A 12,431-nucleotide genomic window follows, 5' to 3' on the forward strand; every position below is an offset into this window, starting at 1 on the left:
CTTTAAATTAAATATTATTATTTTTGGACTTATTGCCTTATTTACTATTGAATTGCCCTGCCACATAATGTACAAAAGCAATTTTCCTCTTCTATATATGTTCCACATTTTTTACATTTTCGAGTATTTTTAAGATTTTTCTTAATTTGTTTACGAGTCTTTAGTGCTGAGCATTCAACACATTCCATGACACTTTCATCGTAATGCTCATCACATATCCACTTCCCACATTTATGGCATTTATTAAAATATAAATATGCCACACTTTGTGCTTTTTGTAGAGCTTCTGTAAAGGATTCTGTTTTAATCTCTTCCGTTTCATAGCTTCTTTGGCAAAGATCACAGTAGAAAGTGAAACTGAATCCATCTTTTATGCGTTGAGTTACATACCTTTGTGTAAAAGCTTTATTCATCACACCTCCCCCTTTTGCTTTAGATTAAGTCTAAAATTATTTTACTTATAAACCTAGAGCCTCGGTTATTTTAAATACTCGAGCATAGACATAGTATAATTTCTGTCATATAATAATTATAGATGTACTTCCTTGTTTTACCATGCTTTCATGTTTTGTCCTGATATCATTATATAATTTTCACAAATATATGTAATCACCCTTAGGGTGATTTTAGAGTGTTTTTATAATTTTTATTTGATTGGTGGTGCTTTATGAGAAGAACTGTGATTTTTCTCTTAACCTTAATTATTTTATCCTGCACTATACTTTTTGGGTGTAGTAACAAGGTTAGAATCGCTCCTGAAAATTATATTACTTTAACTTTATGGCATAATTATGGTGGCATGATGCAGGCTACAATGGATGAGCTGATAGATGTTTTTAATGCTAGTATTGGAAAGGACAGAGGTATTATCGTAAATGTAACTTCTATTAATAGCTCTTCAGCATTACAAGAAAAACTATTTATGGCGGCAAGTGATGAGCCAGGTGCCCCTAAGCTTCCTGACATTACTACATGCTATCCTAAAGTAGCTGTTGTTCTTGCAGAAAAAAATTTGCTTGTAGATTTAAATGAATATTTTTCAGATCATGAGCTTTCTAATTATGTAACATCTTTTGTAGAAGAAGGTAAAATCAATGACAAGCTATATGTGTTCCCAATTGCTAAATCAACAGAAGTTTTGTTCGTCAATCAAACGCTTTTTAACCGCTTTTCTAATGCTACTGGCATAACCTTAGATAAACTTTCTACTTTTGAAGGAATTAGCGAAGTAGCTATGATTTACTATGACTGGACTGATGCTCAGACTCCTCATGTGCCAAATGACGGTAAAAGCTTTTATGCTGTAGATTCTCTATTCAATCTGGCTCAAGTAGGAATGAAGCAGCTTGGTAGCTCTTTTGTAGAAAATGAACAGTTGAACACATCAGGTGATACCTACAATCACATATATGAAACCATATTGAAACCTGCAGTAAAAGGAGGCTATGCTATTTATGATGGGTATTCCTCTGACCTGTCTAAAACTGGGGATATTGTTTGTTCCGCAGGATCTACTGCTGGCATATTATTTTATGGAGATACAATTACTTATGATGATAACACAATAGAAAAAGTCCAATATACTGTTCTGCCTTATCCTGTATTTAAAGGAGGAAAGCAAATAGCAATCCAACGAGGTGGAGGTATGTCGGTTATTAGCTCTAATAAGCAAAGAGAAAATGCAGCAGTCCTATTCCTTAAATGGTTTACTGAGGCAGAGCAAAATATGAAATTCATCTCTGAAACAGGTTACTTGCCCGTTACAAACTCTGCTTATAGCACAATAATGAAAAACGAAGTTGATTCAATCCATAATGACAACATAAAAAAGCTACTGAACGTAGCAATTTCCATGCACAAGGACTATAATTTTTATATTCCACCTACCTTTCAAGCCTTCGATGCCCTTGGAGATGAATACGAAAAAGAGTTCAAATCTACAGCACGCTCTATTCGCAACAGGTATATTCAGTTACTCAGCATCAAGGAGCCTAATGAAGCATATACCCAAGCTATAACTAAGTAATTTATTAATAAACATATAACTCAATAGGAGATGTAAGCATGAAAAGCAGGTTTAGCACTCTAAAAAAAGAATTAATTGAGACTAATAAAAACGGTATATCCCTTGAATTGCGTCTTATCTTCTTTTTTCTAATTTTTCTAATCACTATCATGTTAGGCATATCCTTAATTTTAGTTTCTACAGGTGTTTTTGATGCATCTATGAAGGAAAATACTGCTTTATTTGAAAAGGAATTATCTCACATATATAATAAAATATATGTTGATTTTAGTAATATATCTCTTAGCAGCATCTCTCTTGCGGAACAGCTATCTATGAGTATAGAAAACACCTTGTTAGAAAATGGGATTAGCCCTGATAAACTATCCCAAAATCCTCATCTCCTTAATACTATTCTCTCAAAAGAATATGATAATCTACTTCAAGGATTGAAAACCACAAAAAGTAGCGGTGTATTTTTAATACTTGACGCAACTATAAATCCTAATATTGAAGGATCTGAAGATTCAAGAGCAGGCTTGTTTTTAAAAAATTTAGAAGCAACTGCCGTTAATTCTGTTTATTATGATATTCGTTATATGCGTGGTCCTGCGGCTATTGGACGAAGTAATGGGATGACCTTTCTTCCACAATGGAAAATGGAGTTTGACGTGAAGGATGCAGATTTTTTTACGGTTCCTATGTATACAGCTGAGAAATCAAATCTTTCCTTATCTCGATTATATTATTGGTGTCCTAAAACAAGGTTTGACAATAGCGACAGTGCCATGCTATGTAGTGTGCCTCTTATAGCATCAGATGGAACAGTAATGGGCGTTGCAGGCTATGAGATTAGAACAATGCTCTTTAAATTAATATATTCTCCTCATAGCTCCATTCAAAACCCTATCTTTTGTATGCTTTCTCCCTCTGACCATACTTATTTGTATATGGAGAAAGGAATGTTTGCTGGAAACTATTCAGTTAGCAATGCTATTCCAACTACTAATATGAAGGTTGTTTCTAAAGAAAATGAATTAAATCAATATATTTGTGCCAACAACAACTCTTATTTTGGTCTTGATAAAAAGATACAGCTTTATTCAACGGGCTCACCCTATGAAGAAAAAGAATGGAGTGTTGTACTTTTAGTTCCCGAAGCAGATATGAATGAATACATATCCGAACAAAATAAAACTATCATTTTATTGCTTGTTTTGCTTACCGCCATATGTATTATTCTTTCTGTTCTTATTAGTCATAAGTACCTTTATCCCGTTATTGAAGCATTTGACACAATAAAAATGAAAAAGCTATCAGAGCATAAGAAAACAAAAATCCCCGAAATTGATGACCTAATTGAATATTTAGAAAAACAAGATGATAAGGCAGAAAAAATTAATGTGGATTCTGCTGCTCATAATACAACCATGTTTGAAAATTTTGTAGAAAATATAAAAACTCTTTCATTTGCTGAAAAAGCCGTCTTTGATTTGTATTTAAAGGAGCATACAGCTCAAGAAATAGCAAAAATTCTTTGCCTATCTATTAATACAATCAAAACTCATAATAAGAGGATATATATGAAGCTAAATGTGTCTTCTCGAAAAGAGCTTCTTGTCTATATACAGATGATGAATGAGCTAAATGAGAACACCTATTGAAAGGGATTAAAAAATGCGGCGATGTTTTTTCGCCGCATTTTTTATGCTGTTTCTTCTTTATTAGTTTTTTTCCCCTTCTTTTTCTTTCTTTTATCTGAAAGAACAAGAGTAGGCTCTTTTTTGTTTATTATTGTATCCTTTGTTATGACACATTTTTCAATATCTTCTCTAGAAGGTATTTCATACATTATGTCTAGCATTATTTCTTCAAGGATTCCTCTTAAGCCTCTTGCACCTGATTTTCTTTCTATTGCTTTTTCAGCAACTACTTCTAAGGCTTCATTATCTATTTCTAGCTCTACTCCATCCATGTTAAATAGCTCCTTGTATTGCTTAACAAGAGCATTCTTAGGTGTTGTAAGTATCTCTATTAAGGCTTCCTTGTCTAATTGACTTAGTGTAACTAGTACTGGAAGTCTACCTACAAACTCTGGTATCAAACCAAATTTAAGTAAATCCTCAGACTGTAGGTGTTTTAGAACCTCTCCAACATCTGTTATTTCTTTACTTTGTATTTGAGCACCAAAGCCCATAGATTTCTTACCTATTCTTCTTTGAATGATTTTTTCTAAGCCATCAAAAGCTCCGCCTACTATAAACAAAATGTTTGTAGTATCTATTTGAATAAACTCTTGATGCGGATGCTTTCTTCCTCCTTGTGGAGGAACGCTAGCTACTGTTCCTTCTAATATTTTAAGTAGAGCTTGCTGAACGCCTTCACCACTTACATCCCTGGTAATAGAAGGATTTTCTGATTTTCTAGCTATTTTATCTATCTCATCTATATATACTATTCCTTTTTCTGCTCTCTCTATATCATAATCTGCTGCTTGGATTAGCTTTAACAGTATATTCTCAACATCCTCACCTACATAACCAGCCTCAGTAAGAGATGTAGCATCTGCTATGGCAAAAGGAACATTCAGTATTCTAGCTAAGGTTTGAGCTAATAGTGTCTTTCCAGAACCAGTAGGCCCTATCATGACAATATTACTTTTCTGCAATTCTATATCATCTGTTAAAGTTTTTCTATTAATTCTTTTGTAGTGATTATATACTGCAACTGCTAAAGCTCTCTTAGCTCTATCTTGCTTAACTACATATTCATCCAAAACCTTTTTAATATCTGCAGGTTTAGGAAGTTCTTTCATGTCAAGCTCGAAATTGTCTTCGAACTCTTCATCAATTATTTCCTGGCACAACTCAATACACTCATCACATATATATACATTAGGGCCTGCAACAAGTCTTCTTACCTGCTCTTGAGATTTGCCACAAAATGAGCATTTAAGCTGCTTTTCTTCGTACTTAGCCATGGTCACCTCTCCTAACTATTTCCTAAATACTATCACTTCATCTATTATACCATATTCCTTGGCTTCTTCTGCAGTCATAAAATTATCTCTATCAGTGTCCTTTGCAATTTTTTCCAAAGGCTGACCAGTTCTATCACTTAATATCTTATTTATCTGATCTCTTGCTTTAAGTATTCTTTCTGCTTGAATCTTAATATCCTCTGCCTGCCCTCTTGCTCCTCCTAAAGGCTGATGTATCATTATTTCAGCATTTGGAAGCGCAAATCTTTTACCCTTAGCTCCTGCTGTAAGTAAAAAAGCACCCATACTTGCTGCCATACCAATACATATAGTTGATACGTCTGGCTTGATGTATTGCATAGTATCATATATTGCAAAGCCTGAAGTAATAGAGCCACCAGGACTATTTATATAAAGTTGAATGTCTTTATCTGGATCTTCGGCTTCTAGGAATAAAAGCTGTGCTACTACTAAGCTAGCAGTAACATCATTTATTTCATCACTTATAAATATGATTCTTTCCTTAAGTAGCCTAGAATAAATATCATATGACCTTTCACCTCTATTTGTTTGTTCAACAACCATTGGTACTAAAGCCATGTAATCTCCTCCTGTTTTACATAATTAAGACAATTTAGCTTCTTTTACTAAAAGTTCAACTGTCTTTCTCTTAATTATACCCATTTTAATATACTCTAAATCCTCATCTTTTATGCTAGACTTGAATTTGTCTACATCTTGGTTGTACTGCTTAGCAATACTTTCTAGCTCTTCATTTAATTCTTCTTCTGAAGCATCTATTCCTTCTTTTTCTGAAATTGCTTCTAATACTAAATCAGTTCTTACTAATATCTCAGCATTTGGTCTAAATTGCTCTCTTATTTCTTCAATTTCCATGCCTGTTAATTCTAGATATTTTTCAAATTCTAATCCTTGGTATCTTAATCTATAAGCAAAATCATTGATATCATCATCAATTTGTTTTTCTATCATAACTTCCGGTATGTCTATTTCACAGCCTTCTACTACTTTTTCAATTACTTTGTTTTCTTGCTCTGCTTTCATTTTTGCTTCTGCTTGCTTTTGGAGCTTGTTCATTGTATCATTCCTTAGCTCTTCTAATGTATCAAATTCACTTACATCTTTTGCAAATTCGTCATCAAGCTCTGGTAATTCCTTTTCTTTAATTTCATGAATTACAACTTTAAATATTGCATCTTTTCCGGCTAAATCTTCTGCATGGTATTCTTCAGGGAATTTAACATTTACTTCTACTTCTTCGTCTTTATTTTTTCCTATCAGTTGTTCTTCAAAGCCAGGTATGAATCTACCTGAACCAATTTCTAGAGGTTGGTTTTGAGCTGTACCACCTTCAAATTGCTCTCCATCAGCAAATCCTGAATAGTCTATAGTTAACATATCGCCTTGTTTAACTGGTCTATGTCCAGCATCAACTATTCTTGCATTTCTTTCTTGCATTCCCTTTATTTCTTTTTCTAAATCTTCTTCTGTAACATTATACTCTACCTTTTCAACTTCTATACTTTTGTATTCCCCTAGTTTTACTTCAGGTTTTACTGTAACATCAGCAGTAAACACTACTGGCTTTCCTTTTTCAATTTCTTCAATGTCAATTGTAGGTCTGTCTACTGGATTCAGCTTATGTTCTTCTATAGCTTTATCATATGCTTCTGGAAACACAATGTTTATTGCATCTTCATAAAAAACTCCTTCTCCATAATTCATTTCAATTATTTTTCTAGGAGTCTTTCCCTTTCTAAATCCAGGAACATTAAATCTGTGTCTGTTTTTTGTATATGCCTGTTGAATACCCTTTTCAAAAGTTTCTGCATCTACTTGGATTTGTAAAGTTACAATATTGTTTTCTTTTTTTACAATTGTTGAACTCATTTGTTTATTCCTCCTTAAAACTTTGTATTATTCTTTAGATCCACAACTATTTCTTTTATAGAGAATAGATTAGTATCAGACCCAATTCAAAATCTTTTACACTGATAGTTTGTGAATATATACATTAATATACTACAGTATACTAAAAGTCTATAAATCTTATCTTAACGCTGAAATAAGTAGAAAATTCTATTCACATAATTAACCATTATATTATATCATAAATATTTTTTATGTCCAATTGTAGCATACATTTTTTTAAAAAATATATTAGATAGGCTATACTAAATAGGACAAATAAATTCCGAACAATGGTATAATATTAATATATCACTAGGGAGGAATTTAAATGGCAAAACATTATGAAGAACCATTCAAAAAGCAAATAGTAGCCTTGTATAATAACGGGAAGACTTTAGCAGACATTAATAGGGAATATGGAATAGCTAAATCTACAGTTAAAACATGGATTGAAAGATATAATAATTCAGGTTCATTTGATGTTAATGACAATAGGACTGAAGAAGAAATAGAGTTAATTGAATTAAGGAAAAAGGTAAAACAGCTTGAAATGGAGAATGATATTTTAAAGCAGGCAGCGTTAATACTAGGCAAAAAGAGAATTTACATGAATACAAAGAAAGTTCCCACATATTCCCGCAGATGAATTACATAGATGATTGTCCCTTTACTGTTTCATATTTTGAATTTATCATAACTGCTTTAATCTTATCCACGAACCCTAAATTGACACCTCCTAAGCGACGTCCATGGATACTATAGTTCATAGGCTATCTCCCCTGTTAATTATGTCAAGTTAGTTATTATTAGTATATTACAGCTTCACAGTTTATTATTCCCAATCCTTTTTTACGAGCAAAATCTAATAGGATGAATTGAGAATTTTTTTTAAAAAAACTTTTATATATATTTCATGGCATTATAAAAGCCTTGATTAAGATTTTACTCTAATCAAGGCTCTTTGTTTTTGGTGCGGGAGAGAGGACTTGAACCCCCACGTCAATGACACTAGATCCTAAGTCTAGCGCGTCTGCCAGTTCCGCCACTCCCGCATATTTTAAATTATCTTACCGACAAAATCTATTATACCACGTATAGAATTAATGTCAACACTATTTTAAAAAATTTTTTTTGGAAATAAACAGCAGCATTTATATGCTTCTAGCCATGTCTATCCCAAAATTCGTCTAGATATTTGACTATATTATTGTTTGTTGTTCTTATATTTGGAAACCATTCCTTGGGTAAGAGACCTTGATAAGTCTTATAAGAAAATCTTTCATCAATAAGAAGTATAATTCCCTTATCATCATCAGTACGGATTAATCTGCCTGCAGCTTGAAGTACCTTGTTCATTCCTGGATACATATAAGAATATTCGAAGCCTAAATTGTTTTTATTCTGAAAATAATCTTTAATTATATTTCTTTCTAGGCAAATCTGAGGTAATCCTACTCCAACAACTATAACTCCTATTAATCTATCTTCCTTCAGATCTATCCCCTCAGAAAAAACTCCACCTAAGACACAAAAGCCTATAGTATTCCCCTGAGGATTTATTCTAAATAAGCTTAAAAAATCCTCTCTTTCATCTTCAGACATATTAGGTGATTGGATATATGCTTGCAGCTCTGGATACTTGTGGGTAAAAACATCATATACTGAATTCATGTATTTGTATGATGGAAAAAATATTAAATAGTTTCCTGACTTAGCCATTAATACTGAATTAATATATTGAGCTATATGAGTGTAGCTCTTATCTCTTTCTTTATATCTAGTGGAAATATTGTCTCCTATTAGTACGCATTTGTTCCTATCTGGAAAAGGAGAATCTAAATATATCCTATAGTCGTCTTCGTCACCACCTAGTATGTTATGATGATATTCCATAGGTAATAAGGTTGCTGAAAAAAATACAGCAGACTTTCCTTTCACTAATGTATCCCTTAATAATTTAGATGGGTCAAGGCAAAATAGCTTTATTTTCACGTCATCATTGACTTTTTCTACATAGGTAATATACCTTTCATCATATATCTCATATATTCTTGTGAAGGAAATAGCATCAAAGTATAATTTTAAAAAGTCCTCATTTATTTCGGTGCCTTGCTCTTTTATTAAATATTCCTCACATTCACTAATAAATTTTCTTAGGAGGTAATATATATCATTATCTAATTCCTCTTTAATATAGTACTCTTCATTTTCACATAGTTTTTTTAAGCTTAGCATATATTGATTAACCTTATTAAGAGCCTTAGATAGCTTAGGATAAGTATTTTTCACCCCTTTTTTAAAATCTAAAAAAGGCTTTTTATAAAGCTCTGCTGAAAACATTTCTCTTGACCTATCTACTAGATTATGAGCTTCATCAATTAAAAAAGCATAATCTCCTCCCTTTTCAGCAAAAAATCTTTTAAGCTGTACCCTAGGGTCGAAAACATAATTATAGTCACAAATTACAGCATCTGCCCAGATAGTCAGGTCTAAAGAATATTCAAAGGGGCATACCCAATGTGTCTTTGCATACTTTTCTATTGTTTCTCTATTAAAATCATCTTCATTTTTCAATATATCTTGTATTGCAGCATTTACCCTGTCAAAATGTCCCTTAGCATATTCACACACATCAGGGCTACAGTTTGTTTTTTCTTTAAAGCATATTTTTTCCTTAGCTGTAATAGTGACTGTCTTTAGTCTAAGTTTATTTTGCCTCATTAAAGCAAACGCATCCTGAGCAACGGTACGTGTAATAGTTTTGGCTGTCAAATAGAATATTTTTGAAATATGCCCTTCCCCCATTGCCTTAACTGCTGGAAATACTGTAGATATGGTTTTTCCTATTCCTGTAGGAGCTTGGGCATAAAGCTTTTTCTCATTTACAATAGTCCTGTATACTGCTACAGCTAATTTTCTCTGTCCTTTTCTATAGCTTTCATAGGGGAAGTTTAAGTTTTTTATAGATTCATCTCTTTCAATATCCCATTGATATTGAAGCTCTAACCATATGGAATACTTTTGAATTAAACGTAAGAAAAACTCCCTTAACTCTTCAAAGGTATATTCTTTGACTATATACTTAATCTCATCTGTATCTATATTATAATATGTTAGCTGAACATTTATATTGGAAAGGCTATTCTCATCTGCGTAAATAAAAGCATAGCATTTTGCCTGTGCCCAATGAAGCGGGTTAAAGTCTTCATCTATTATTTCAATAGGTGCTGTAGTGCTTTTTATTTCGTCTATGGTTATTACATCACCTTCTTTGATGATTCCATCTGCCCTACCTTCAACTGCCAAAACATAGTTATTGTATTCTATTTCATATTTTAAAGTAACCTCTGGCTCATAGCTTTCATCACTAGAGCCTTGTATTTTTTTGTGTATTCTAGTGCCTTCCACAGCCCTGTTGCTACTACGAACAAAGCCTGAATCTATATCTCCAGATCTTAGTATAAATTCAACTAAATTTCGAACAGATATTTTTATTTCTTGCTTTATAGCCATAATAATCAACCCACTATCATATCTAATTTCTATAATTATTATAGTATTGAAAAAATGGATACTTTGCAAGGATTATTAGGCTTATTCTTTAAAAGCATAATATTTCGGGATTAGAACAAACTAAAACAAAGTGAAAACTAATGAGAAAAGAGGTGAGAATATGAAATTCAATAATAAAATTGATGGCTTTCGTGAAAAAAATGTGATTAGGAAAAGAATTATTCCTGACATAGTTGGCTTTAAGGATATGGAAAATGTTTTAGAAAATAATCAAGTTCTTAATAATAAAGTCCACCCTATAAATGACAATAATAATACTAAGCTAGAATAATGAAAAAAGATTGCATTAAGGCTATAGACCAAGTCTTAAAGTATAGAGTAAATCTAAAGGCATCAAGGCTTGGAGAGTGAGTACTTTGAAACTTGGTCTTAGGCTGCTGCATCTAGCTCTTTTTTATAAAGAACAGAAAATTTCTACTTAAATATTTTTTATATCCTTATAGACTTCCATCGTCCTTTTTTATATCTTATTATCATCAAAATAGCCTCTACAATAAATTGTATGGAAGTAGCCCACCAAACAAATACTATATTCCATTTCAGTATATAAACTATAGTAAAGATTAGAGGAAGTCTTACTGCAAGATTTGTAACTAAGGATATTTTAAAAGGACCCTTAGTATCTCCAGCACCTTTAAGAGCTCCCGAAACAGACATAGCTATTGCAATAGGTATCTGCTCTACTGCAGCTACTCGTAAGCACTTTGAGGCTAAGGCTACTGTTTCTAAATCATTACTAAAAAGCCTCATAATTCCATAAGGTAAAATTAAAAAGACAGAGGCAACTGTACCCATCAATAATGAAGAATAAATTACTGATTTTTTAACACTGATTTCTGCTCTTTTTATATTTTTAGCACCTAAGCTTTGACCTACCATTGTAGTGGTAGCCACTGCAAATCCATAGCCTGGCATGAAGGATATAGATTCGGCTGCATTAGCTAATGAATGTGCGGCAAAGGCAACTGTGCCTAATTGAGCTGTCCAAAATGATGATAATAATCTACTTCCTTCGTTCATGAATGTTTCAAGGGTAGCAGGTACACTTAAATCAATTATGCTCTTGAATCTAGCTTTATTTAATTTAAATACTTTGCTAATATGGAGCTTAACTCCAGATTTGCCTCTTATCAAGAATGTAAAGGTTATAATTGCACCTAATATCTGTGCTCCTCCAGTTGCTATGGCAGCCCCTTTAACTCCTAGCTCTGGAAATCCAAACTTCCCAAATATTAGTACATAATCCCCCACTATATTAAATGCATTGGCAACGGCTGCAGATATGAGCGGAACCACTGTATTTCCTGAACCTCTCAAAATAGAATTACCTATCTGTAGGGGTATTAAAAAGAAGGCCCCTATAAAAACAATTCTTAAATAACTGCTTCCTAAAGATATTACCTTAGGGTCATCTAATATTAAGTTGAACACACCCTTTGCAGATAAAATTCCTAGTGTGCCAATAATAAAACTAATAATAAAGCCTATCCCTATTGCTTGTGCTGCAATATCCTCAGCTTCCTCTCTGTTTTTTGCCCCTATTTGCCTAGATACCATAGCTGTAGCGCCTATTCCAAGTGCTCCAAAAATATTGCTTATGGTAAACATTATCTGCGCACCCAGATTAACCGCTGATATTGAAGCAGGATTTAGTCTACCTACCATTGCCATATCTGCTGTCCATACAAGGGTATGAAGTGTCATCTCCATTATTGCTGGTATAGCTAATTTAAAAATATGATTTCTAATATCTCTATTCTCTAGTCTTTCCATAATCCTTTCACCAAGCCTTCTATTCTACATGTAAATACTAGATAACATTATACATTATTATTTTGTGTAAAAACAATACTAATAATTTACTTTTCATCTTAGAATAAAAGCTGATGTCTTTACTCATAACTACAGTTGGTATATAATATCTTCAAACCTTAACCTAGG

At 32.7% G+C, this 12,431-nt stretch carries 10 protein-coding genes and 1 tRNA gene; 4 read left to right on the forward strand and 7 right to left on the reverse strand.

All coding sequences use genetic code 11. The annotated features are described in order from the left end of the window. Window positions 1-44 precede the first annotated feature (44 nt). Window positions 45-413: a hypothetical protein gene (locus BLV37_RS08620; RefSeq protein WP_091730063.1), complete on the reverse strand. Its 369-nt coding sequence runs from the start codon at window positions 411-413 to the stop codon at window positions 45-47. 254 nt (window positions 414-667) lie between these two features. On the opposite strand from BLV37_RS08620, the gene BLV37_RS08625 reads away from it, so the two are divergent. Beyond that, window positions 668-2,026: an extracellular solute-binding protein gene (locus BLV37_RS08625; RefSeq protein WP_091730065.1), complete on the forward strand. Its 1,359-nt coding sequence runs from the start codon at window positions 668-670 to the stop codon at window positions 2,024-2,026. A 38-nt stretch (window positions 2,027-2,064) separates the two neighbouring features. Beyond that, entirely contained in the window at window positions 2,065-3,669 is a 1,605-nt protein-coding gene (locus tag BLV37_RS08630) for a LuxR C-terminal-related transcriptional regulator (protein ID WP_091730068.1), read from the forward strand. 41 nt (window positions 3,670-3,710) lie between these two features. On the opposite strand, the gene clpX is transcribed toward BLV37_RS08630, so the two are convergent. From clpX to tig, 3 genes are read right to left on the reverse strand one after another with little or no spacing between them, the layout of a single operon-like run. Further along, window positions 3,711-4,985 carry an ATP-dependent Clp protease ATP-binding subunit ClpX gene (gene clpX, locus BLV37_RS08635; protein ID WP_091730070.1) on the reverse strand — a complete coding sequence of 425 codons (1,275 nt, stop codon included), beginning with the start codon at window positions 4,983-4,985 and terminating at the stop codon, window positions 3,711-3,713. Window positions 4,986-5,000: 15 nt separating this feature from the next. After that, a complete protein-coding gene (gene clpP / locus BLV37_RS08640; protein ID WP_091730073.1) occupies window positions 5,001-5,585 on the reverse strand; it encodes an ATP-dependent Clp endopeptidase proteolytic subunit ClpP in 585 nt (194 codons plus the stop codon). A gap of 24 nt (window positions 5,586-5,609) precedes the next feature. Continuing rightward, window positions 5,610-6,896: a trigger factor gene (gene tig / locus BLV37_RS08645; RefSeq protein ID WP_091730076.1), complete on the reverse strand. Its 1,287-nt coding sequence runs from the start codon at window positions 6,894-6,896 to the stop codon at window positions 5,610-5,612. A 349-nt stretch (window positions 6,897-7,245) separates the two neighbouring features. Here tig and BLV37_RS08650 point away from each other — a divergent pair, with 349 nt between their 5' ends. Continuing rightward, complete coding sequence (locus BLV37_RS08650) at window positions 7,246-7,563, forward strand: helix-turn-helix domain-containing protein (RefSeq protein ID WP_091730080.1); 318 nt, start codon at window positions 7,246-7,248, stop codon at window positions 7,561-7,563. Window positions 7,564-7,885: 322 nt separating this feature from the next. On the opposite strand, the gene BLV37_RS08655 is transcribed toward BLV37_RS08650, so the two are convergent. Together BLV37_RS08655 and BLV37_RS08660 are read right to left on the reverse strand one after the other, a co-directional pair. Next, window positions 7,886-7,969: transfer RNA gene (locus tag BLV37_RS08655), tRNA-Leu, on the reverse strand. Between the two features lie 109 nt (window positions 7,970-8,078). Then, window positions 8,079-10,430, reverse strand: a complete 2,352-nt coding sequence (locus tag BLV37_RS08660; RefSeq protein ID WP_091730083.1) for a helicase C-terminal domain-containing protein — start codon at window positions 10,428-10,430, stop codon at window positions 8,079-8,081. Between the two features lie 160 nt (window positions 10,431-10,590). Here BLV37_RS08660 and BLV37_RS15060 point away from each other — a divergent pair, with 160 nt between their 5' ends. After that, entirely contained in the window at window positions 10,591-10,761 is a 171-nt protein-coding gene (locus BLV37_RS15060) for a hypothetical protein (protein WP_176967928.1), read from the forward strand. Window positions 10,762-10,919: 158 nt separating this feature from the next. On the opposite strand, the gene BLV37_RS08665 is transcribed toward BLV37_RS15060, so the two are convergent. Beyond that, window positions 10,920-12,263: an MATE family efflux transporter gene (locus tag BLV37_RS08665; RefSeq protein WP_091730085.1), complete on the reverse strand. Its 1,344-nt coding sequence runs from the start codon at window positions 12,261-12,263 to the stop codon at window positions 10,920-10,922. Window positions 12,264-12,431: the final 168 nt, after the last annotated feature.

This window comes from Proteiniborus ethanoligenes, assembly GCF_900107485.1.
Taxonomy (GTDB): Bacteria; Bacillota; Clostridia; order Tissierellales; family Proteiniboraceae; genus Proteiniborus; species Proteiniborus ethanoligenes.

Excerpts from the sequence above, each read along its gene's own strand:
- BLV37_RS08650 (WP_091730080.1), top strand. The coding sequence starts at position 7,246 with ATGGCAAAACATTATGAAGAACCATTCAAAAAGCAAATAGTAGCCTTG.
- clpP (WP_091730073.1), bottom strand. The coding sequence starts at position 5,585 with ATGGCTTTAGTACCAATGGTTGTTGAACAAACAAATAGAGGTGAAAGG.
- BLV37_RS08630 (WP_091730068.1), top strand. The coding sequence starts at position 2,065 with ATGAAAAGCAGGTTTAGCACTCTAAAAAAAGAATTAATTGAGACTAAT.
- BLV37_RS15060 (WP_176967928.1), top strand. The coding sequence starts at position 10,591 with ATGAAATTCAATAATAAAATTGATGGCTTTCGTGAAAAAAATGTGATT.
- tig (WP_091730076.1), bottom strand. The coding sequence starts at position 6,896 with ATGAGTTCAACAATTGTAAAAAAAGAAAACAATATTGTAACTTTACAA.
- clpX (WP_091730070.1), bottom strand. The coding sequence starts at position 4,985 with ATGGCTAAGTACGAAGAAAAGCAGCTTAAATGCTCATTTTGTGGCAAA.
- BLV37_RS08660 (WP_091730083.1), bottom strand. The coding sequence starts at position 10,430 with ATGGCTATAAAGCAAGAAATAAAAATATCTGTTCGAAATTTAGTTGAA.
- BLV37_RS08625 (WP_091730065.1), top strand. The coding sequence starts at position 668 with ATGAGAAGAACTGTGATTTTTCTCTTAACCTTAATTATTTTATCCTGC.
- BLV37_RS08620 (WP_091730063.1), bottom strand. The coding sequence starts at position 413 with ATGAATAAAGCTTTTACACAAAGGTATGTAACTCAACGCATAAAAGAT.
- BLV37_RS08665 (WP_091730085.1), bottom strand. The coding sequence starts at position 12,263 with ATGGAAAGACTAGAGAATAGAGATATTAGAAATCATATTTTTAAATTA.